This window comes from Arthrobacter sp. RCC_34 (assembly GCF_041360795.1).
In the GTDB taxonomy this organism is placed as follows: Bacteria; Actinomycetota; Actinomycetes; order Actinomycetales; family Micrococcaceae; genus Arthrobacter_E.
Window position 1 is genome coordinate 484,864 of the sequence record NZ_JBFUPW010000002.1, and the last position, 20,774, is coordinate 505,637.

At 68.4% G+C, this 20,774-nt stretch carries 18 protein-coding genes and 1 pseudogene; 6 read left to right on the forward strand and 13 right to left on the reverse strand.

The genetic code is table 11. From position 1 onward, the window contains the following. Positions 1–10 precede the first annotated feature (10 nt). The 6 genes from AB6732_RS10940 to AB6732_RS10965 form a co-directional block, all read right to left on the reverse strand. Positions 11–592: a hypothetical protein gene (locus AB6732_RS10940; RefSeq protein WP_370959981.1), complete on the reverse strand. Its 582-nt coding sequence runs from the start codon at positions 590–592 to the stop codon at positions 11–13. A gap of 505 nt (positions 593–1,097) precedes the next feature. After that, complete coding sequence (locus AB6732_RS10945; RefSeq protein ID WP_370959982.1) at positions 1,098–1,367, reverse strand: SHOCT domain-containing protein; 270 nt, start codon at positions 1,365–1,367, stop codon at positions 1,098–1,100. 386 nt (positions 1,368–1,753) lie between these two features. Beyond that, on the reverse strand, positions 1,754–2,437 hold the full coding sequence (locus AB6732_RS10950; protein ID WP_370959983.1) for a response regulator: 684 nt from the start codon (positions 2,435–2,437) through the stop codon (positions 1,754–1,756). Continuing rightward, positions 2,437–3,711: a sensor histidine kinase gene (locus AB6732_RS10955; RefSeq protein ID WP_370959984.1), complete on the reverse strand. Its 1,275-nt coding sequence runs from the start codon at positions 3,709–3,711 to the stop codon at positions 2,437–2,439. The genes AB6732_RS10950 and AB6732_RS10955 overlap by 1 nt, the downstream gene beginning before the upstream one ends. Positions 3,712–3,786: 75 nt before the next feature. Then, positions 3,787–4,080 carry a DUF4287 domain-containing protein gene (locus AB6732_RS10960; RefSeq protein ID WP_370959985.1) on the reverse strand — a complete coding sequence of 98 codons (294 nt, stop codon included), beginning with the start codon at positions 4,078–4,080 and terminating at the stop codon, positions 3,787–3,789. A gap of 73 nt (positions 4,081–4,153) precedes the next feature. Continuing rightward, complete coding sequence (locus tag AB6732_RS10965; RefSeq protein WP_370959986.1) at positions 4,154–4,513, reverse strand: cupin domain-containing protein; 360 nt, start codon at positions 4,511–4,513, stop codon at positions 4,154–4,156. 79 nt (positions 4,514–4,592) lie between these two features. Between AB6732_RS10965 and AB6732_RS10970 the strand changes: the two genes are divergently transcribed. Beyond that, positions 4,593–5,624 carry a DUF5937 family protein gene (locus AB6732_RS10970; protein ID WP_370959987.1) on the forward strand — a complete coding sequence of 344 codons (1,032 nt, stop codon included), beginning with the start codon at positions 4,593–4,595 and terminating at the stop codon, positions 5,622–5,624. A gap of 90 nt (positions 5,625–5,714) precedes the next feature. On the opposite strand, the gene AB6732_RS10975 is transcribed toward AB6732_RS10970, so the two are convergent. Together AB6732_RS10975 and glyA are read right to left on the reverse strand one after the other, a co-directional pair. Then, on the reverse strand, positions 5,715–6,602 hold the full coding sequence (locus AB6732_RS10975; RefSeq protein WP_370959988.1) for a bifunctional methylenetetrahydrofolate dehydrogenase/methenyltetrahydrofolate cyclohydrolase: 888 nt from the start codon (positions 6,600–6,602) through the stop codon (positions 5,715–5,717). 11 nt (positions 6,603–6,613) lie between these two features. Next, a complete protein-coding gene (glyA, locus tag AB6732_RS10980; RefSeq protein ID WP_370959989.1) occupies positions 6,614–7,903 on the reverse strand; it encodes a serine hydroxymethyltransferase in 1,290 nt (429 codons plus the stop codon). Between the two features lie 239 nt (positions 7,904–8,142). Between glyA and purU the strand changes: the two genes are divergently transcribed. Continuing rightward, positions 8,143–8,997 carry a formyltetrahydrofolate deformylase gene (gene purU, locus AB6732_RS10985; protein WP_370959990.1) on the forward strand — a complete coding sequence of 285 codons (855 nt, stop codon included), beginning with the start codon at positions 8,143–8,145 and terminating at the stop codon, positions 8,995–8,997. A gap of 107 nt (positions 8,998–9,104) precedes the next feature. Here the strand turns inward: purU and AB6732_RS10990 are convergent, their stop codons facing one another. From AB6732_RS10990 to AB6732_RS11005, 4 genes and pseudogenes are all read right to left on the reverse strand, one after another. Further along, positions 9,105–9,962: a hypothetical protein gene (locus AB6732_RS10990; protein ID WP_370960127.1), complete on the reverse strand. Its 858-nt coding sequence runs from the start codon at positions 9,960–9,962 to the stop codon at positions 9,105–9,107. A 126-nt stretch (positions 9,963–10,088) separates the two neighbouring features. Then, a pseudogene (locus AB6732_RS10995) lies at positions 10,089–10,202 on the reverse strand (type IV toxin-antitoxin system AbiEi family antitoxin domain-containing protein); the annotation flags it as partial. 154 nt (positions 10,203–10,356) lie between these two features. After that, on the reverse strand, positions 10,357–12,057 hold the full coding sequence (locus AB6732_RS11000) for a flavin monoamine oxidase family protein (RefSeq protein ID WP_370959991.1): 1,701 nt from the start codon (positions 12,055–12,057) through the stop codon (positions 10,357–10,359). Positions 12,058–12,108: 51 nt separating this feature from the next. After that, positions 12,109–13,587, reverse strand: coding sequence for an amino acid permease (locus AB6732_RS11005; protein WP_370959992.1), 1,479 nt, complete (start codon positions 13,585–13,587; stop codon positions 12,109–12,111). A gap of 186 nt (positions 13,588–13,773) precedes the next feature. Here AB6732_RS11005 and AB6732_RS11010 point away from each other — a divergent pair, with 186 nt between their 5' ends. Continuing rightward, the gene (locus tag AB6732_RS11010; protein ID WP_370959993.1) at positions 13,774–15,540 is read left to right on the forward strand and encodes a PucR family transcriptional regulator; all 1,767 of its coding nucleotides are present in this window, start codon (positions 13,774–13,776) and stop codon (positions 15,538–15,540) included. Here AB6732_RS11010 and AB6732_RS11015 read toward each other — a convergent pair. Further along, positions 15,519–16,364 (reverse strand): carbon-nitrogen hydrolase family protein, encoded by an 846-nt coding sequence (locus AB6732_RS11015; RefSeq protein WP_370959994.1) that lies wholly within the window; start codon positions 16,362–16,364, stop codon positions 15,519–15,521. The two genes, AB6732_RS11010 and AB6732_RS11015, sit on opposite strands and share 22 nt — an antisense overlap. Positions 16,365–16,554: 190 nt before the next feature. On the opposite strand from AB6732_RS11015, the gene AB6732_RS11020 reads away from it, so the two are divergent. The 3 genes from AB6732_RS11020 (at position 16,555) to mmsB (ending at position 20,737) form a co-directional block, all read left to right on the forward strand. Next, positions 16,555–17,745 (forward strand): ROK family transcriptional regulator, encoded by a 1,191-nt coding sequence (locus tag AB6732_RS11020; RefSeq protein WP_370959995.1) that lies wholly within the window; start codon positions 16,555–16,557, stop codon positions 17,743–17,745. Between the two features lie 152 nt (positions 17,746–17,897). Next, complete coding sequence (gene mmsA, locus AB6732_RS11025) at positions 17,898–19,448, forward strand: multiple monosaccharide ABC transporter ATP-binding protein (RefSeq protein ID WP_370959996.1); 1,551 nt, start codon at positions 17,898–17,900, stop codon at positions 19,446–19,448. 59 nt (positions 19,449–19,507) lie between these two features. Continuing rightward, positions 19,508–20,737 carry a multiple monosaccharide ABC transporter permease gene (gene mmsB / locus AB6732_RS11030; RefSeq protein WP_370959997.1) on the forward strand — a complete coding sequence of 410 codons (1,230 nt, stop codon included), beginning with the start codon at positions 19,508–19,510 and terminating at the stop codon, positions 20,735–20,737. The last annotated feature ends 37 nt before the right edge of the window (positions 20,738–20,774 follow it).

Genomic DNA, 20,774 nt, shown 5'->3' on the forward strand with positions numbered 1-20,774 from the left:
CCTCGTAACTCTAGTCGATGACGGTGCCGGTCACGGGCGCTTCCGTGGCCCCGCCGGACTTGATCATGTCGCGTGCGTTGGTGGCCGTGATGGTGATGGTCTCGAGGGCGCGGGTGACCATGTCCTGGTCCCCTGCAGCGCCCTTGGCGAGCTCCTCCTCGATCACGCGGGCCTGCACCTGGACGATTTTGAACGAGTGGTCCAGCTTCATGTCCCGCATGCGCGTGGACTCGCCGTCCTGCGCCACGAGCCGCGTCCCTTCGGAGGACGACGAATCGCTGCTTCGCATCGGCGCTCGGCCGGCTGCCGCGTTGAAGGCGTTGCTCGCTTCATTCAGCTTGGCCGCGGCCCGCTTGGTCGCACGCTGGATGCTGAACACGACGAACGCCGCGAGGAGCAGCCACCCCAGCGAAATGACGGCGACGAACCAGCCCACCACGCTGTTCTGGTTCGCGGCGAAGATCACGGCCACGAGGAAGGCGAGGACCAGGACGGACATGCCCAGGCCGCCGATCCTGAAGGTGCTGGCCTTGGCCGCGCTGAAGCGCGTGCCGGCGCCGGACTGGGTGTCTTCGGGTCCAAGAGATCGCATGCTTCCATTCTCTCTCAATCGCGGACCGCACCCGTCCATGTTCCCGCGGGGCGAACGGACGGGTGCGGGAGGGGGTGGTGCGGGCTTGCTGTCCGACGAAGGGGGCGGCCTCGACTCGGGGCCGGGCTGTGAGGCGCTGACCTCGCTATCCGTGGCCCCTTTGGCGGGCCGAACTCGCTTTCCGCGGTTGCGCCGGGTGCTGACCTCGCTGTCCATGGCCCCTTCGGTCGGCCGAACTCGCGATGAACGGGCTGATCTCGCTATCTCGCACTCGCCACCGTGCTGAACTCGCTACGAACCGGCTGACCTCGCTACTCCGGGTAGCGAGATCAGTCGGTTCGTAGCGAGTTCAGCGAAGGGCGGCTCCGAGCCAGGGTGACGGGGTTCGGGGTGGCCTTGACTCGGCTGAGTCCGCTGGGGACGGGGTGAATCCGCTACATCTGTCGGCGGACTCATCCCGTCCCCAGCGGACTCAGCAGGAGGCGCCTCCTGACACCCGACAGGATCAGGAGTTGGCGCGGAGGACTTCCAGGCGCTGACGGTATTCGCTCTCGTCGATCTCGCCCCGGGCGTAGCGTTCCCGCAGGACCGACTCCGCACCCATCCGGCCGGCTTGACCGGCCCAGTGACGCCGACGACGGGCGAAGAAGAACAGCCCGACGAACAGCAGGACGAACCAGAAGAATGGGAAGATGAGGAACCAGGGAAAGAACCCCCCAGCCCACATGCCATGAGCGGCGATCGCCGGGGCTGCCAGAAGTGCTGTGGTGACCATGATGGAACCTTTCGTGAGGCCGTCCTCGACGGCCGTGATGGGCCGGTTGTTCCGGCCTGATTCCATCCTTCGCCGGTCACTGTTTCGAGGCGTCTGCCGTGGGGAAACACTTCGCGTGAGCCCGTACTCCTCGGGGAGTACGGGCCCGGAGCACGCCGGCCACTCGCAGCATCAGAGAGGTCGCAGGATCAGAAGTGCCACTGGGGCACACGGTTGCACGCTTGCAAGCGTGCAAGACCTCACGGCACCGCACAGGCACGCACGACGACGTCTCCGTGCCGTGAGACCTCGACCTCACAGGCCACAGCGCCCCAGAGTCGCAGCGCCAGAGTGTCCCCCCGGCATGGAAGACGCAGTGTCACCCCATCAGCGAAAGCATCGCCGGCTCACGGCGTCCATCCCGGCCTGACCAGCCCGGACTCGTAGGCTGCGACCACCAGCTGCGCCCGGTCGCGGCACCCCAGCTTGCCCATGATCCGGGAGACGTGGGTCTTGGCCGTGAGGGGCGTGATGTAGAGGCGCTCGGCGATCTCGGCGTTGTTGAGACCTTCGCCCACCAAGGCCAGGACTTCCCGCTCGCGTTCGGTGATCTCCGTCAGGCTCCGGGGCGCGGCAGAACCGCCTTGGCCCTTGAGGTAGTCCAGGACTCTGCGGGTGACCGGGGCCGACAGGAGGGCGTCGCCGTCGTGAACCGCTCGGATGGCCCGCAGCAGCTCCGCCGGTTCGGTGTCCTTGACCAGGAATCCTGCGGCTCCCGCGCGGATGGCTTCCACGATGTACTCGTCCAGCCCGAACGTGGTGAGGATGATGATCCGCGGCAACGGCCCCTGGCGGGCGATGTCCCGGGTCGCCTCCAACCCGTCGCCGTCAGGCATGCGGATGTCCATCAGCATGACGTCCGGCCGGGCCCTCCGTGCGAGGGCCACGGCCTCACGGCCGGAGGCTGCCTCCCCCACGATCACCAGGCCGTCCTCCGCATCGATCAACGCGCGGAAACCGGCCCTGATGAGGCCCTGGTCGTCCGCGAGCGCCACCCGGATGGGACCGCCGGTTCCTGATTCACTGCTCATCATGGTGCGACCTCGATCCCCGGAGTTCCTGCACTGCCTTCCGCGCTGTTCGACGGCTCGTCGACCCTCCGGGGCACACTGACCTCGAGGAGGAACCGACCGTCCTCCGCCCGAGCGGACATCGATCCGCCGCACGCGGCCACGCGCTCACGCATCCCGACGAGTCCGTGCCCCTCGTGGACCACCGTCGCCGGCTCTCCCGCAGGGCTGCTGAGCCGGAACCACAGCTCGGCGCCGCTGGAGCCGCACGCCAGCATGGCCTCCGGGGCCGCTGCGTGGCGGCGGACGTTGCTGAGACCCTCCTGCACCGCCCGGAACAGGGCATCCGCCGTTGCTGGGGTCAGAGGCGAGGTTTCGGCCTGCCAAGTCTTCAGACCGTCGGACGGTTCGAGCTCCACCCTCACGCCGACGGCTCGCGCCTCCTCCACCAGCGCCTCCACCTCGGCCAGGGTCCTGTGACGGACAGGCGGAGTGCGGGGTGCCGCGGGTGCAGAGTGAATCCCGTCATCGGCGGGCGCCTGCTCCCGCAGGACGTCCAGCAGGTCCCTCACCTCGGCCAGGGAGTCCTTGCTCGCGTCCTTGATGTTCCGCAGCGCCTCGGTCAGCCGAGCCGGGTCCTTCTCCCCCAGATGCAGCGCAACGGAAGCCTGCACGTTGATCAGGGACAGGGAGTGCCCGACCACGTCGTGGATGTCGCGGGCCAGGGCCAGACGGTATTCGTCCCGCTCGGCCTGTTCCCGCGCCGCCCGCTGCTCTCTCAGCTCCGTCAGCCTCGACCGACGACGCCGGCCCGCTTCCCCCAGGAGGACGAGGACCGCCAGCCACGCGGTCGCCGCCGCCAGGGCCGGCGTGGCCGCCCAGGGCGCACCGGCCGCCCATGGCGGAGTCCACGCCGCCCCACGGAGAGGGACCCATCCGGTTTCCTGAAGAACCGCCAGCAGCCCGACCAGTCCCACCACGGCCCATGACTGCCACCGTCTCCCCCGGAGCGCGGCGTTGAACAATGCCACGGCGAAGGCTACGAAGACCGGCCCCCAGGGCAAGGAGAGCAGGACGTAACAGCCCGCGAGCAGCACCTGGAAGGTCAGCACGAGAGCCGGCCGACGGCGCATGAACAGCAGCGCGGCAGGACCAGCAAGGAGGAACGGCACCGTCACGGCCGGCAGGTCCAGACCCCGCCAGTGCGCCATGGCCAGGGTGCCGACGACCTGGATCACCGCCACGGCACACGGAATGCCGAACTGGATGATCCTGCGTCGGCGGGCACTGTTCATGATCCCGAGCCTAAACGTCGCGACAGCCGGCCGCGTCCCCCAGGTGGAGTATGTGGAAAAGCGCCTCCCTGGACGTCACGGCTGTGGTTTGCTCGCCTTGCCGTCGAGCCACAGTTCCGTCGAGGCATCGGCGTGAGTGCCCCCGCTGCCGACGTGTTTGTCGCTGATGGTGGGACCGTTCTTCAGGATGTGAACCAGCGCCATGCCGTGTCCGCGTCCCAGGCCGTACTCGTCCTTGAGCCATTCAAGAATCACTCCCGCTTTCACCCCCGCTTCGCCGAAGCCCTTGGCCTGGGCTTCCTCGACCAGCTGCCGCGGGGTCTTGCCGGTCTTGTCCTCGATCGCATCGAGATATGCCTGAAATGACATGTCGTGTCCTTCGTCGTCGTGTGTGATGTCGTCGTGTGTCGTGCTGCGCCGTCCCGACGGCCGGCGGGACGGGCTAACCGGCCTGGTCCCGGAACTCCTGGATGATCCGCGGTGAATCGTGCAGGCACACCATCAGCAGCGGCACCCGGCCGTGATTCGTGAAGCCGTGCCATCGGCCTGCCGCGACGATCACCGTGGCTCCGGCGCCCACCGGGCGGTCGCCGTCGTCGAGCCGGAACGTGGCCTCGCCTTCCAGCACCAGCCAGGTCTCCGCGTAGGGGTGCCGGTGCACGGCGGGGCCCTTCCCCGGCGGGGTACGGACCAGGAAATAGGAGAGCCCCACCCCGAAGTCCCCGCCTTCGAACCGTTCCGCCGTCCCACCCGGCAAGGCCAGGCTGCCGGGCTCCAGCAGCACCATGCTCTCCGCGTCCATTTCGTCCTCCTCAGGCACCGCCGTCCGGCAGTGTGCCTTCACTCTCGCCCAGCGAACACCGCGCCGCTAACCTTTCGATATGGATCGAAACATCGTGACATTCCATCTCGGAGTGGAGGATGTCGCATCACTGCGATTCGGCATCTCGCCAGGGCACGAACTCGCCGCTGCCATCCGGCTGCTGCAGACGGCCCAGTCCCGGCCGCTGCACTGGGGCTGGCTCCGGGAAGCGCGGCAGTCCGTGCCGCAGGAGGCGTTCGGGCTGTTGTCGCTCCTCATCGCGCCACAGGGGTACTTCCCGGATTTCCTCACCGGCCCGCCGGGCCCCGACCTCACCCCGTCCGAGGAACTCGCCACGCTCCGCGCCACTCCCCCGGACGTCGCAGCGCATCAGCTGCGCAAAGTCCTGCGCCTCGCGGAAGGGGCCCGGCACGCCGCGGTGGAACGGATGGCGGAGCGCCCCACTCTCGCGCTGGGACGCATCGCGGAAGCGTGGTCCGCCGTGTGGGACGCGCTGCTGGAGCCGCAGTGGCCGCAGATCCGCCGGCTCCTGCTCGCCGACATCTCCCACCGGACCGGCGTCATGGCCGGGCACGGCGCGGGGACGATGGTCGGCGGCCTGCACGACCGCGTGTCCTGGCGCCCGGGAGAGGTCCGGGTGCGGATGAACGCATGGCAGGAGGAGGTGGACTGCCGGGGTCACGGGCTGCTGCTCGTGCCGACGGTGCTGTCGAGCCCGTGGTGTTCAGTGCTCACCGAGGCTCCCGTCCAGCCCACCGTCTTCTACCCGGTCCTCGGACTCTCGCCCGAGTGGCACCGGTCCGGCGCCCCCTCCGACGGCCGGGCGCTCGCCCGCCTGCTGGGCACGGGACGGGCCGCGGTCCTCAGCGTCCTCGACGGCGCGCGGAACACCAGCGATGTAGCACGCCTGTGCGGAATAGCTCCGTCGACGGCGGTCCACCACCTCACAGCCCTGCGCGACGCCGGGCTGCTGAGCAGCACTCGGCGGGGCGCCGCCGTCGAACACCAGCGGACCGCCCTGGGCGACGCGCTGCTGTTCACGGCCGGTTCCGCGGGTCCCCGCGAACGCGACCCCGCGTCAGGGGTGTGACGACCGCCCGCCGGACCACGACGGAGCCGGGAAGCACGACGGCGCCGGACCCCGCGAAGGGATCCGGCGCCGTCGTGCGTGGCCGGGGACTCAGGCGTGCGCTGCCGCGCGCTCCGCCGCCTCGACCACATTGGTCATGAGCAGGGCCACCGTCATGGGACCCACGCCACCCGGGTTCGGGGAGATCCAGCCGGCCACCTCGGCGGCGGCCGGATCGATGTCACCGTAGACGCGGCTCTTGCCGGTCTCAGGGTCCATCTCGCGGGTCACTCCGACATCCAGCAGGGCCGCGCCCGGCTTGACGTCCGACGCCTTGACGATGTGCCGCACGCCCGCAGCGCCCACGATCACATCGGCCTGGCGCAGCAGTTCCGACATGTTCGTGGTGCCCGTGTGGGTCAGGGTCACCGTGGCGTTGATCTCGCGACGAGTGAGCAGCAGCCCGATGGACCGGCCGATCGTGACACCGCGCCCGACGACCACCACGTGCTTGCCCTTGAGGTCGTAATCGTTCCGCAGCAGCAGTTCGATCACGCCGCGCGGGGTGCACGGAAGCGGGGTGTCGATAGGGTTGTTCACGTTCAGGACCAGGCGCCCCAGGTTCGTGGGGTGCAGGCCGTCCGCGTCCTTGGCCGGGTCGATCCGTTCCAGGATCGCGTCCGTGTCCAGGTGCTTCGGCAGCGGGAGCTGAACGATGTACCCGTGGCAGGTGGGGTCCGCATTGAGTTCATCGATGAGGGCCTCGACCTGCTCCTGGGTGGCGTCGGCCGGCAGTTCCTTCTGGATCGAGTTCATCCCGATCGCCTTGGACTGCTTGTGCTTCATCGACACGTACAGCTGGGACGCCGGATCGGCGCCCACCAGCACGGTGGCGATGCCCGGGACCACGCCGCGCTCCTTCAGAGCGGCGACGCGTTCCGCGAGCTCCTGCTTGATCTCGGCGGAGGCCTTCCGGCCGTCCAGAATCTTCGCGGTCATGGACTGCTCCGTCACTGGGAGAGGCCCGGGTACAGCGGGAAACCGGAGGCCAGGACGTCCACGCGGGCACGCAGGGCGTCGATGTCGGCGCCGGGAAGCAGCGCGAGCGCGATCACGTCGGCGACCTCGGTGAACTCGGCGTCGCCGAAGCCACGGGTGGCCAGGGCGGAGGTGCCGATGCGCAGACCGGAGGTGACCATCGGCGGGCGCGGGTCGTTCGGGACGGCGTTGCGGTTGACCGTGATGTGGGCCTCGTGCAGGAGGTCCTCGGCCTGCTTGCCGTCGATCGCGGCGTCACGGAGATCCACCAGGACCAGGTGCACATCGGTGCCGCCGGAGCGGACGGCGATGCCGGCGTCCTTCACGTCCTGCTGGTTGAGACGGTCGGCGAGGATCGCGGCGCCGCGCAGGGTGCGCTCCTGGCGGTCCTTGAACTCCGGGGTGCCGGCGATCTTGAAGGCGGTGGCCTTCGCGGCGATCACGTGCATGAGCGGGCCGCCCTGCTGACCCGGGAAGACGGCGGAGTTGATCTTCTTGGCGAGATCGGCGTCGTTCGTCAGGATGAAGCCGGAGCGGGGGCCGCCGATGGTCTTGTGCACGGTGGAGGACACCACGTGGGCGTGCGGGACCGGATTCGGGTGCACGCCGGCGGCGACGAGGCCCGCGAAGTGGGCCATGTCCACCCAGAGGTAGGCGCCGACCTCATCTGCGATCTCACGGAAGGCGGCGAAGTCGAGCTGACGCGGGTACGCCGACCAGCCGGCGATGATCACCTTCGGCTTGTGCTCGAGCGCGAGGCGGCGGACCTCCTCCATGTCGACAAGGGAGGTCTCGGGGTCAACGCCGTAGGCCACGATGTTGAACAGACGGCCGGAGAAGTTGATCTTCATGCCGTGGGTCAGGTGACCGCCGTGGTCCAGGGACAGGCCGAGGAGGGTGTCGCCGGGGCGAGCGATCGCGTGCAGGACGGCCGCGTTCGCGGTGGCGCCGGAGTGCGGCTGGACGTTGGCGAACTCGGCTCCGAAGAGGGCCTTGGCACGCTCGATGGCCAGCGACTCGGCGACGTCGACTTCTTCACAGCCGCCGTAGTAGCGGCGTCCGGGGTAACCCTCCGCGTACTTGTTGGTCAGCACCGAGCCCTGGGACTGGAGCACGGAGACGGGGACGAAGTTCTCAGAGGCGATCATCTCGAGGTAGGTGCGCTGGCGATTCAGCTCACGCTCGAGGACGGCGGCGATTTCCGGGTCGACTTCAGCCAGCGGAAGGTTGCTGACGGATTCCTGCGCGGGTACAGAGGTCACAGAATACTCCTGGCGATACGTGGAGGTGATTGCAGGTCAGGCTCCTGGCGCCGTCGCATGGTCCCCCGGCGCGCCGCTGAAGCGCAGGCCAAGGATCCACGCGATGACGCGTAGGAAAACGTGACCCTCGGCCCAGGCGGACGATCCGTGGTCTTCGACTGTGCCGCTCCCTGATGGTGACCCATCCGACGCCAGTTGCGACGGCACTAGCGTACCGCACGGCGGATATCCTTAGCCTTGTGATTGAAGCGCCTACGTCATACACGCTGACCCTTTCCTGCCCCGACCGCCCCGGCATCGTGCATGCCGTCTCCGGTGCCCTCCTGACCGTCGGATGCAACATCGCCGACTCGCAGCAATACGGCAGCGTCACCACCGGCACGTTCTTCATGCGGGTGGAGGTCACGACGTCGGCGGGAGCCGAAGCGGTCCGCGCGGCGATCGCCCCGGTGGCCGACGCCTTCGGGATGCGCTGGGACGTCCACCCGGTCGGCCAGAAGGTGCGCACGCTCGTCCTGTGCTCGACGGCGGCCCACTGCCTCAACGACCTGCTCTTCCTGCACCGCTCGGGGACCCTGCCCATCGAGATCCCGGCGATCGTCTCGAACCACACGGAGCTGGCGCCGCTCGCCGAGTTCTACGGCATCCCGTTCCACCACATCCCTGTCACCGCGGACACCAAGACCGACGCCGAACGGCAGCTGCTGGAGATCATCGCGAAGGAGGAGATCGAGCTGACCGTCCTGGCCCGCTACATGCAGATCCTCTCGAACGACCTCTGCCGCGAGCTCGAGGGCCGCGCCATCAACATCCACCATTCCTTCCTGCCGTCCTTCAAGGGCGCCAAGCCGTACCACCAGGCGCACAAGCGGGGCGTGAAGCTCATCGGCGCCACGGCCCACTACGTGACGGCTGACCTGGACGAGGGTCCGATCATCGAGCAGGAGGTCATCCGCGTCAGCCACGCCCGCACGGCCGAGGAGTTCGTGCAGATGGGCCGCGACGTCGAGGGCCGCACCCTGGCCCAGGCCGTCCAATGGCACGCGGAACACCGGGTCCTCCTCGATGGCACCCGGACCGTGGTGTTCAACTAGGGCTTGCCCGCCAAGCCGGGCCGATCCGCCCGTTTCGGTGCCCTGATTTCTTTTCGGTGCGGCAATATCCGCACCGAAAAGAAATCAGGGCACCGGTTCGGCGGAACTCACGTCTCGGGCAGGCTCCGCCGGCGTACCTGCGTGACAGGAAGCCCTGCTTCACGGAGGACGTCGGCCAAGCTGCCAGGTGAAGTCAGGTCGGCCCAGGTCCACCGAACCACCGTCAGTCCAAGTCTTCTCAGTCGGTCCTCTCGCCGTTTCTCGGCGACGACTACGTCCGACGGCGTGCGGCCCGCCAGGTACTCGGGCTTCAGATACTTCGCGGTTCCGTCGAACTCACCGACCACGCGCCACGGCTTCCACCAGAAGTCGGTGTACCCGATCAGGCCCGCGCGGTCGCGGAACTCCTGCTGAAGGACCGGTCGCGGGAATCCGAGGCGATGCATCATGACCCGGCTCAGTGACTCGCCGGGAAGCATCGCGTTACCGTCGGCGAAATCCAGGATCGTTTCGAGACGCGTCCTGCGGGCAGCGCTCCGGATCTGTGAGACGGCACGCACCACGCTCGCACGGTCCCTGCCCGGAGGAACGAATGGGGGCTCGGAGTCCATCGAACCCATGTCCTCCGGGAGTACCCATCCCTGTGGTCTCCGAGCCGCGGGGAACGGGCCGATCTGGCTGCGGTCGCTAGCATTCCACTCGCCCAGGGCCAGCTCGCCGTCGAGACGCTTCGTGTTCAGCACCCGGTCCATGACGGCGACAGCCCACTCGAAACTCTCACCGATCGCGACGTCGAGCGCAGCATGGAGCGGGTCCGAGCAAGGAAGGCCCCTGACCCCGACGACCGACCTGTCCCGGCCATCGGGCTTGTGCCGGATGATCCCAGGTTGCGACCTTCCACCGTTGGTTGCGACCCCCGCCAGATGAGCCGCCGTCGGCCTCTCCCTCAGAGGTAGGCCCAGCATGAAGGCGCTGCTGAGACCGTAGAGCGGGAAGGCGTACGACGTCGTTTCACATGCAATGCGCAAGAACAGTTCGTGGCGCACTTCCGGTGAAGCCCGCTCCCATTCGGCCCGGGAGACATAGAAGCCACGTCGAATCCGGTGGAGACGCCCCTGACGGACACGGCGAGCGAGTTCGGTGGCGCCGATACCGTACACGGCGGCGTCCGATGTGCGAATGAGGTGCGGAAGCGGGCTGCTCATGGACCGGAGTCTGTCACCGCACCTCCCCCTAGTTGGCTTCGAACCGCATCATGTGGACAACGGCACGCCACGAAAAAGGTGCCCTGATTTCTCTTCGGTGCGGATATTGCCGCACCGAAGAGAAATCAGGGCACCGAAACGCCAGCAGCCCGAGTCAGGCCAGGCGCTTGGGGCCGTACTCGGCCAGGAACTCGCCCGGGCCGGGGTTGGTCTCGGCGGAGGCGCCGCCCAGGTGCTTCACGACGCCCCACACGGCGTTCAGGCCCGTGGTGACGGCGCCCTCGGCCCAGCCGGCGGTCCAGGACACGTCGTCGCCGGCCAGGAAGATGCCGCGGTGGCCCTCGTCCAGGGACTCCTGGTCGAAGTGCGTGTACAGGCGCTCCTGATACCGGTAGTGGCCGGGCAGGTTCGCCTTGAACGCGCCCATGAAGTTGGGGTCGGACTCCCAGGACACCGTGATGGGCGTGCCGATCACGTGGCTGCGGATGTCCACGCCCGGGTAGATCTGCTCCAGGGAGTGGATCATGAGGTCGGCGCGCTGCTCCCCGTCGAGGCTCAGCCACTTCAGGGCGTCGTCGTTCCAGGTGTACGAGAGCAGGATGACGGCGGGCTGGTCCGGGCCGTTGTCCAGCAGATAGGTGCCGCGGGTCAGACGGTCGGTGAGGGTCATCGACATGACCTCCTCACCGGTCTCCGGGTTGCGGTCCTTCCAGAACGGGCGGTCGACCATCACGAAGGTCTTGGAGGACTGCATGTAGTGCGAACGCTCGATCGCCGTCCACATCTCCGCCGGGAACAGCGCCTCCTCGGTGTGGATGCGCGTGGACAGGAGCCACGACTGGCACGTCGTCACCACGGCCGCGTACTCGCTCGCCCGGCCCCAGCGTTCGGTGACCGCGATGCGGGAGGTGGGGGCGCCGTCGTCGTCCTTCACACGGGCGATCCGGGCCACCGCGCCACGCGGCGCGCCGCCGTGCAGGGTGGCGAGGGAGGTGCCGGCGGGCCAGTGCTTGAGGTCCGACGGCGCATGGTTCCACAGCGCCTCCGGGATGCGGGCCGCGCCGCCCACCACGCCGCGGTGGTGGTCATCCGCGTCGGTGTAGACCACGCGCAGGATCTCCAGGATGGAGTTGGGGAAATCGGTGTCCCAGCCGCCCGTGCCGAAGCCGACCTGGCCGAAGGCCTCGCGGTGCGCGTAGCCGGCCTCCTTGAAGGCGCGGCTCTTCGCGATGAATCCGTAGAAGGTCTCCTCGTCCAGCTCCTCAAGGAGCGAATCCCAGATCTCCTTGATCTTCGCGGTGTCGCGGGCCTTGAGCGCGTCCTGCATCTCGGTGAACCGGGCGTTCTCCTCCATGCAGGCCTTCCAGGCGGCGGCCACCTCGTGGAAGAACTCCGGCAGGTCCTCGGGCTTCTCGGCGTAGTACTTCTGCCCCTTGAGCTCGATCACGGTGCTCGACGTCACCGATGCCAGCGGGTTGGGGAAGTCCGTGGTCTCCAGGCCGAGCAGGTCGATGTAGTGGTACAGCGCCTTGCTGGACACCGGGAAGCGCATGCCGCCCAGGTCGGCGGTGACCTCCGGCGCGCTCGGGAAGCTCGCGGTGCGGAGACGCCCGCCGATCCGGTCCGCTTCGTAGACCACGGGCTTCAGACCGAGCTTCATGAGCTCGTACGCGGTGACCAGGCCGGACAGACCGGCGCCCACCACGGCCACCTCGGTGCCGTACAGCTCCTCGGGGACGCTGCCCAGACCCGCGGGGTTCTGCAGGTACAGGTCATAGCTGAACGGGAAGTCCGGGTTCAGCATCGTGATGGGCGCGGTGCCCTCGGACGGGGAGGGAAGGGCGGTGGGTTCCATGGGTCCTTGCCTTGTGTTTCGTGTGCTGCGGGTGAAGTGGAGGGGGCGGACTCAGTCGTCCTGGTGGCTGAGCTGGTAGGCCTGTTCGTTCAGGCCGCCCACGCGGGAGTTCCGGCGGCCGTACCCGAGGTAGAGGACCACGCCGATCAGCATCCAGGCGCAGAACACCAGCCACGTCATGCCGTCGAGGTTCGCCATCAGGAAGAGGCAGGCCAGGGCGCCGAGCACCGGCACCACCGGGTACAGCGGGACGCGGAAGCTGCGGGTCTTGCCCGGCTTGGTGACGCGCAGGTAGATCACGGCGACGTTGACCAGGGCGAAGGCGAACAGGGTGCCGATGCTGGTGGCGTCGGCCAGCGCGCCGAGCGGGATGAACGCGGCGGTGAGCGCCACGACGACGCCGACGATCCAGGTGCCCTTGACCGGAGTGTGGGTGCGGGGCGAGACCTCGCCGAACACCTTGGGCACGAGGCCGTCACGGGACATGGTGAGCAGGATGCGGGTCTGACCGTAGAGCACCGTGAGGACGACGGAGACGATGGCGAGCACCGAGGTGACCGCGAAGATGAGGGCGATCCACGGCTGGTGGGTGAGCTCGTTGATGATCTGGACGAGCGGGGCCTCCACGCCGTCGAACCACTGCCAGTTCCGGGCGCCGATCGCGGCCACGGCCACCAGGACGTACACGGTGGTGACGATCAGCATGGACAGCAGGATCGCCCGCGGCAGATCGCGCTTCGGGTTGCGGGCCTCCTCGCCGGCGGTGGAGGCGGCGTCGAAGCCGATGTAGGAGAAGAACACCTTGGACGCGGCGGCGCTCATGCCGGCGGCGCCCATGGGCAGGAGCGGCTCGAAGTTCCCGGCGTTGAACGCGGTGAAGGCCACGATGCAGAAGAAGATCAGGATCCCGACCTTGGCGAACACGATGATGGTGTTCACCAGGGCGCTCTCCTTGGCGCCGCGGACCAGCAGCACGGTCGCCAGGAGGACGATGATGAGGGCCGGGAGATTGACCAGACCACCGCCGCCCGGGGGCTGCGAGATGACGTCGGGCATCTGGATGCCGAACACGCCGATGGTCTCATTCACGTACTGACCTGCGCCGACGGCGACAGCGGCCACGGAGACCGCGTATTCCAGGACGAGGCACCAGCCACAGATCCACGCCATGCCCTCCCCCATGGTGGCGTAGGAGTACGAATAGCTGGAACCCGCCACAGGGACCATGCCCGCCATCTCCGCGTAGGAGACCGCGGAGAGGAGAGCGGCGAAACCCGCCACGACGAAGGACAGCCAGATGGCGGGACCCGCGATCGGCACCGCGTCGCCGAGGATGACCAGGATGCCCGTGCCGAGCGTGGCGCCGACGCTGATCATGGTCAGTTGGAGCACGCCGAAGTTGCGCTTCAGGCTGCCGTGCCCGGAGTTGTCCCGGGCGTCGCGCTCCATCTGGGCGATGGACTTGCGGCGGATCAGCTGCCGGCCGAGTGTCGGCGTCGCGCCGGGCAGCGTCTTGGGAGTTGTGGTCATGGGGAGTTCCTTGCGTCTTGGGCGGCCGTCCGGCGTCGTTGCCGGGCGAGGGACCGCACCGTCGAGGTCCCGGTCTGGGCGAGGCCAGGTCCGGGAACCGAGGGGGGTGGGGAGAAGGCCTAGTACCAAGGCTAGGACTGTGAGCCAGCTCTCACGGTGGTGCATTTTGAACTAGAGTCTTGGCCCATGGGACAAAGTGCACATTCCATCCATGGTGCCGCGAGTGCCGGGGAGGCACAACTCGACCTGCTGCCGGGCCTCACGACGCACCGCTTCCTGAGCCAGCTTCCGGACGGTGTCGAAGTGCTTCACGACGCCGGGAACGTGCCACTGCGCTGGGTGGAGACGAGCGAACTCGACGACCCGACGCCGTATCTCCTCGACCACGAACTCCTGCTCACGGCCGGACTGCCGTTCCTCGGCGACGGCGGGTCGGAGGAGGCGGTGGACGCGTTCGTCGGCCGCCTGGCCCGGGCCCGTGTGTCCGCCCTGGCCTTCGGGCTGGAGCCCCATTTCGACGCGGTTCCCCCGGCCGTCGTGTCCGCCTGCGAGCGCCATCGGGTCACCCTCTGGCAGCTCCCGTCCAGCCTGCCGTTCGCGGCGGTGGGCCTCGCGTTCTCCCGGCTCCTGGAATCCGGCAACGCCAGTGTGCTGCGGCAGCTCACCGAGGCCAACCGCCAGCTGATCCGCGCCGCCCTGGGCGAAGGTGGCGAGCAGGAGCTCCTGGAGGCCCTGGCTCAGCGGATCTCGGGCGAGGTGCTGCTCTTCGGCGCGCACGGCCAGCTCCGCCTCACGGCGGGGTCGCGGACCGCCGGGACTGATGTCCTGGAGGAGGCGGCCGGGCTGGCCCTGGATCTGTTCGCGGGCAGCGGTCCACGGGTCGAACTGCGCGAGACGCCCGACGGCGCGTTGCTGGGCCTTCCCCTGCGCGGATCACCGGGCCGCGGTGCGGCTGAGCGTCCGCCGGCCGGGAGCCGCACGGTCCCGGCCCAGCGTGGCCCCCGCCGTGGCGAACCGACGCTCGGGGCCCTCGTGCTCCACACCGGCCACCCGCTCACGGCGACGGAGAACACCATGGTGTCCACCGCCGTCGGGCTCCTGGAACTGCTGGCCCGGCAGCGCGCGGCGGGATCCCTCTCCCCCGGTCAGCTGGCCACCCTGCTGCTGCTCCGCGGCGACACCCCGGGCGACGACGCCGCGCTCTCGACGCTGCTGGGTGACAGCGCCCCGGGTGCGGGGTCCGGGCTGAGGGTGGTGATCGCGCACCCTCAGGCCGAGGACAGTGCCGACGTGCCGGCCGAGGTCCTCGCCTGGCGGCGGCTGTGGGAGACCAAGCTCGTCGTGCACGATGGCACCCACCTGCTCGCCGTCACCCGTCAGGAGCCGTCGGCCGCCCGACTGTCCCGCGTCGAGGCCGAGGGTTACGCCTGCGCCGTGTCCCGTCCGGCGCCGCGCCTCGGCAAGGGCGGCTCGCTGGCGGGTCACGCCCTGCAGCACGTGCCCCGACTGCGGCTGGAGGCCATGGCGCTGCTCGCCCGTGCCGAGGAGGAACGGCGCAGCCTGCTGGCCGACCAGCAGCCGCGCACGTTCGCAGAGCTCATGCCACGGGAGGCCGGGGCCGGGGTCGCCCGGGAGGTGCTCGGCCCCCTCCTCGCCCTTGAACCGCCACGGCGGGACCTGCTCCTGCGGGTGCTGCGGGCGTGGCTGGCGGCGCACGGATCGTGGGACGGGGCATCCAGTGCCCTGGACATCCACCGCAACAGCGTTCGGCGGCATGTCGGGGTCATCGGGGACACCCTGGGCCGCGACCTCGGCGACGCTTCCGTCAGAGCCGAGCTGTGGCTGGCCCTCGGGTTCCTCGGGCCGGGGATGTCCGGCGGGGCGCCCGGAAATCCCTCAGCGGCGGCTGACGAACCGGATCAGGAACCGGCTCAGGAGAGCCAGGAACGGTAGAGGTCGGGGCGTCGTTCGTCGAGATACGGCACGTCCGCGCGGGCCGTCGCGAGCTGCCCGGAGTCGACGTCCACGAACAGGACGGCCGCATCCTCGTCCGCCTCGGCGAGCGTCCTGCCGAACGGATCGGCCACCACGCTCCCGCCACTGAGGTGGAATCCCGCCTCGACCCCGGCGTGGTTCACATAGGCCAGGTACAGGTGGTTCTCCATGGCCCGCGTCGGGATGAGCCGCTGGGGCACCTGCGAGTACCCGCTGCCGAGCGCCGTCGGCACCATGAGGACATCCACCCCGCGCAGGGCGGCCGCGCGCACCGTCTCGGGGAACTCGACGTCGTAGCAGATCACGGTGCCGAGGCGGAGTCCCTGATAGTCGACGACGGCGGCGGGCTGGTCGCCAGGGGTGAAGACCTCCTGCTCCTCCGCGCCGAAGAGGTGGACCTTGCGGTAGTGGGACAGCTGGGCGCCGTCGGGGCCGAAGAGCGTGGCGCTGATGTACCAGCGGTCCTCTGCCGGATCCGAGCCGGGCCCGGCGGGCTCCACTTCGGGAAGGCTGGCCAGCAGGGCGAGGCCCGCCGAACGGGCGATCTCCGCCAGCTCCCGCGCAAGGCCGGGTAGGAGGGCCGGGTCCAGCCCGCTGCGCACGGGCCGCGGGGCGTAGCCGACCGGGAAGAGCTCGGGGGTGATGAGGAGCTGCGCGCCGCCGTCGGACGCCTGTTGCGCGGCCGCACGGATCGTGGCGAGATTCGCCGCCGTGTCCAGCACTGCGGACTCCCCCTGCATGATCGCCAGACGCATCCCGGTCACTTTCCCTTCCTCGGACATGGCTCCAGCCTAGGCGGCGCATCCAGTCCGGAACTCAGGATTCTTTGCACCACGGCCGCGGGAATCCGGTGCTGAACGCACCGGTCCGCCCGCCGGCCCGCGGCGAGCGCTTGCGTTTCGGCGACCCCGATCGAACGTTCCTTGCGTTAACTTATTGACCGCATAAGCCGTTTAGGCCATGCTTGCATTCATGGTCAGCCGTGAGGGAAACAGCACACCCACCCGCAGGAATCCGGGTTCCCAGTCGGCTTTGCGCCAGCTCAACCGGGAGCGGATCGTGCAGGCGCTCGCCGCCGGACCGGCCACGCAGGCCGAACTCTCCCGCACCACGGGCCTCTCCACCGCGACCATCTCCAACATCGTCAAGGAGCTTGAACGCGACAGCATGGTCCACACGGCTCCCACGACCTCGTCCGGGCGGCGCGCCCTCCAGGTCCGGCTCAACGCCGACAACACCGTCGCGGTCGGGATCGACTTCGGCCGCCGGCACGTCCGCGTGGTCCTCGCGACGCGGGACTACCGCGTGGTGGCCGAGGCCTCCACGAGCCTGGTGCTCGGCCACCACGCCGAACACGGCATCGCCATGGCCCACGACCTCATGGAACGCCTCCTCCGCGAGAACGGCCTGACCCACGGCGACGTGATCGGCGTCGGCATCGGCATCCCCGGGCCCCTCGACCGGCGCAGCCACACCGTGGCACACGGCGCGGTCCTGCCGGAATGGGTCGGGATCGAAACCGAGGCCCGGCTCCGCGAGGCCCTCGGACTGCCCGTCCACATCGACAACGACGCCAATCTCGGCGCCCTCGCGGAAGCCACGTGGGGACCGTACGGCGGCGCGGAGAACCTCGTCTTCCTGAAGATCGGCTCGGGCATCGGCGCGGGCCTGATCGTCAACGGCGCCCCGGTCTACGGCAATCTCGGCATCACAGGCGAGATCGGCCACTCGACCATCGACGACCGCGGGGCCGTGTGCCGCTGCGGGAGCCGCGGCTGCCTCGAGACGATCGCGTCCACCACCACCATGATCGAGCAATTGAGCCGCAACGAACCCGGCCCCGTGACCACCCGGAGCATCATCTCCGGCGCGCGGGAGGGCCACCCCGCAACCCTCCGCGTGCTCGACGACGCCGGGCTGGCGATCGGCCACGCGCTCGGCACCGTGGCGAACCTCCTGAACCCGGAGGTGATCGTGGTGGGCGGCCCGCTCGCCGAACTGGAGGAACTGCTGCTGGAGCCCATCCGCCGCGGGATCCTGCGGCACACGATCCCGATGGTGGGCGCGTCCACGGCGCTCACGGTGTCCTCACTGGGCGAGCGGGCGGAGGCACTGGGCGCCGCCGCGCTCGTGTTCCGCAAACCGGCAAGTGCCAAGAAGTAACGATTCGGTAGGGCTCTGCGTTAAAGGCTTGACGGCAATAGCCCGCTTCCAGTTTACTTATCGGTCAGAGGGTGACACGAGCCACAGCGATCGGGCCCCCACCGGCGGACTTGTTCGGTCCGCACTGAACGACTTCGAGGCAAGGACGACCGATGTCTGAGACCAGCACCGCCCCGACGATCCTGGAAATGCGATCCATCACCAAGGAGTTCCCGGGCGTGAAAGCCCTCTCCGAGGTGAACCTGAAAGTGAAGGTCGCCGAGATCCACGCCATCTGCGGCGAAAACGGGGCCGGCAAATCAACCCTCATGAAGGTGCTCTCCGGGGTGTACCCATACGGCAGCTACGCCGGGGACATCGTGTACCAGAACGAGGTCCAGCAGTTCAAGGACATCCGTGCCAGCGAAGCCGCCGGCATCGTGATCATCCACCAGGAACTCGCGCTCATCCCCGAGCTGTCCATCATGGAGAACATCTTCCTGGGCAATGAACCCACCCGGTTCGGGGTGATCAACTGGTCCGAGGCGCGCCTCCGCTCCAAGGACCTGCTGGCCCGCGTCGGCCTGAGCGATGATCCCGACACCCCGGTCAAGGAGATCGGCGTCGGCAAGCAGCAGCTCGTCGAGATCGCCAAGGCGCTCAACAAGTCCGTGAAGCTCCTGATCCTGGACGAGCCCACCGCCGCCCTGAACGAGAGCGACTCCCAGCATCTGCTCGACCTGCTGCTCGGCCTCAAGAGCAAGGGCATCACCTCGATCATCATCTCCCACAAGCTCAACGAGATCGAACAGATCGCGGACTCCATCACCATCATCCGTGACGGCAAGTCAATCGAGACCCTGGACGTCAAGGCGGACGGCGTCAACGAGGACCGCATCATCAAGGGCATGGTCGGCCGCAGCCTGGAGTCCCGCTTCCCGGACCACACCCCGAACATCGGCGAGGTGTTCTTCGAGGTCAAGGACTGGACCGTGGCCCACCCGCAGATCGAGGACCGCCTCGTGTGCAAGGGCTCCAACTTCTTCGTCCGCCGCGGCGAGATCGTCGGCTTCGCAGGACTCATGGGCGCCGGGCGCACCGAACTCGCCCGCTCCCTCTTCGGCCACTCCTACGGCCGCTTCATCTCCGGAACCGTCATCAAGGACGGCAAGGAGATCAGGATGAACACGGTCCGCCAGGCCATCGACCACGGCCTCGGCTACGTGACCGAGGACCGCAAGTCCCTGGGCCTGAACCTCCTGGACGACATCAAGACCACCACCGTCGCCGCGAACCTCAAGGGCGTGAGCAAGCACAACGTGGTGAACGAGGACCGCGAATTCGAGGTCGCCGAGGACTACCGGAAGTCCCTGCGCACCAAGACCCCCTCGGTCGAGGAAGGCGTCGCGAAGCTCTCCGGCGGCAACCAGCAGAAGGTGGTCCTGGCCAAGTGGATGTTCACGGACCCTGATCTCCTGATCCTGGACGAGCCGACCCGTGGCATCGACGTGGGCGCCAAGTACGAGATCTACGGCATCATCCAGCGCCTGGCCAGCCAGGGCAAGGGCGTGATCGTGATCTCCTCCGAGCTGCCGGAACTGCTCGGACTCTCGGACCGCATCTACACGATCTTCGAAGGCTCGGTGACCGGCGTCGTGAACAAGGACGACGCCACTCAGGAGAACTTGATGAAGCTCATGACCGCCAAACGTCAGGCCGCCTGACACTCCTCCCGCTGCTGTGGGGCCCCGGCCTCATTCACCACGCACCCAAGGAATCACCAATGAACGCACTCAAAAAGATCTTCGGCGGCGACACCCGTCAGTTCGGCATGATCTTCGCCCTCGTCTTCCTGATCGTCTTCTTCCAGATCCTGACCGGCGGCATCACCCTCACGCCCGAGAACATCATCAACCTGTTCAACGGCAACTCCTACATCCTGATCCTCGCGATCGGCATGGTGCTCGTCATCATCGCCGGGCACATCGATCTCTCGGTCGGCTCGGTGGCGGCCTTCGTGGGCATCAGCGTCGCCCTGATCGTCCGGGACTGGGGCGTCCCCTCCTGGGTGGGCATCCTGATCGGCCTGCTGCTGGGCGCGATCGTGGGAGCGTGGCAGGGCTTCTGGGTGGCCTACATCGGCATCCCGGCGTTCATCGTCACGCTGGCCGGCATGCTCCTCTTCCGCGGCCTGAACCAGCTGCTCGGCAAGTCCAACACCATCCCGGTCCCGGGTGACTTCCAGACCATCGGCGCCGGCTACCTCCCGGAGATCGGGCCCGACACCGGCTACAACAACCTCACCCTGCTGCTGGGCCTCGCCGCCATCGCCGCCATCATCTGGGGCGAGCTGCGCCGCCGCAAGGCCGCGCAGGCCCTCGGCGCCGACGTCGACGAGATGTGGGTCGTCGTCACTCGCCTGGTGCTCATCTGCGGCGCCATCGCCTACGCGACGTACCTCTTCGCCACCGGCCGTCCGGGCACGTCCTTCCCGGTGCCGGGCATCATCCTCGCGGTCCTCGTCCTCGTCTACGGCTTCATCACCTCCCGCACGATCGTCGGCCGCCACATCTACGCCGTCGGCGGCAACAAGCACGCGGCCGAGCTCTCCGGCGTGCAGGCCAAGCGCATCGACTTCCTGGTCATGATGAACATGTCGATCCTGGCGGGTCTGGCCGGCATGATCTTCGTCGCCCGTTCCACCGCCTCCGGCCCGTTCGACGGTGTCGGTTGGGAGCTCGACGCCATCGCGGCCGTGTTCATCGGTGGCGCAGCGGTCTCCGGCGGTGTGGGCACCGTGGTGGGCTCCATCGTCGGTGGTCTCGTCATGGCCCTGCTGAACAACGGTCTGCAGCTCATGAGCGTTGGCGCCGACTGGACCCAGATCATCAAGGGTCTGGTGCTGCTCGTCGCCGTCGCGTTCGATGTCTACAACAAGTCCCAGGGCAAGCGGTCCATCACCGGTCTGCTGCTCAAGAACTTCGGATCCAAAACCGAAACCAAGGCCGCCTGAGGCCGAACACCCCGAACCGCTGCGGCACTCCCGTGCC

What these genes read in the sequence shown, in the direction of transcription:
- AB6732_RS10940 (WP_370959981.1), bottom strand. Translation starts at nt 592, where the DNA reads ATGCGATCTCTTGGACCCGAAGACACCCAGTCCGGCGCCGGCACGCGC.
- AB6732_RS10945 (WP_370959982.1), bottom strand. Translation starts at nt 1,367, where the DNA reads ATGGTCACCACAGCACTTCTGGCAGCCCCGGCGATCGCCGCTCATGGC.
- AB6732_RS10950 (WP_370959983.1), bottom strand. Translation starts at nt 2,437, where the DNA reads ATGAGCAGTGAATCAGGAACCGGCGGTCCCATCCGGGTGGCGCTCGCG.
- AB6732_RS10955 (WP_370959984.1), bottom strand. Translation starts at nt 3,711, where the DNA reads ATGAACAGTGCCCGCCGACGCAGGATCATCCAGTTCGGCATTCCGTGT.
- AB6732_RS10960 (WP_370959985.1), bottom strand. Translation starts at nt 4,080, where the DNA reads ATGTCATTTCAGGCATATCTCGATGCGATCGAGGACAAGACCGGCAAG.
- AB6732_RS10965 (WP_370959986.1), bottom strand. Translation starts at nt 4,513, where the DNA reads ATGGACGCGGAGAGCATGGTGCTGCTGGAGCCCGGCAGCCTGGCCTTG.
- AB6732_RS10970 (WP_370959987.1), top strand. Translation starts at nt 4,593, where the DNA reads ATGGATCGAAACATCGTGACATTCCATCTCGGAGTGGAGGATGTCGCA.
- AB6732_RS10975 (WP_370959988.1), bottom strand. Translation starts at nt 6,602, where the DNA reads ATGACCGCGAAGATTCTGGACGGCCGGAAGGCCTCCGCCGAGATCAAG.
- AB6732_RS10990 (WP_370960127.1), bottom strand. Translation starts at nt 9,962, where the DNA reads ATGCTGGGCCTACCTCTGAGGGAGAGGCCGACGGCGGCTCATCTGGCG.
- AB6732_RS11000 (WP_370959991.1), bottom strand. Translation starts at nt 12,057, where the DNA reads ATGGAACCCACCGCCCTTCCCTCCCCGTCCGAGGGCACCGCGCCCATC.
- AB6732_RS11005 (WP_370959992.1), bottom strand. Translation starts at nt 13,587, where the DNA reads ATGACCACAACTCCCAAGACGCTGCCCGGCGCGACGCCGACACTCGGC.
- AB6732_RS11010 (WP_370959993.1), top strand. Translation starts at nt 13,774, where the DNA reads ATGGGACAAAGTGCACATTCCATCCATGGTGCCGCGAGTGCCGGGGAG.
- AB6732_RS11015 (WP_370959994.1), bottom strand. Translation starts at nt 16,364, where the DNA reads ATGTCCGAGGAAGGGAAAGTGACCGGGATGCGTCTGGCGATCATGCAG.
- AB6732_RS11020 (WP_370959995.1), top strand. Translation starts at nt 16,555, where the DNA reads ATGGTCAGCCGTGAGGGAAACAGCACACCCACCCGCAGGAATCCGGGT.
- mmsA (WP_370959996.1), top strand. Translation starts at nt 17,898, where the DNA reads ATGTCTGAGACCAGCACCGCCCCGACGATCCTGGAAATGCGATCCATC.
- mmsB (WP_370959997.1), top strand. Translation starts at nt 19,508, where the DNA reads ATGAACGCACTCAAAAAGATCTTCGGCGGCGACACCCGTCAGTTCGGC.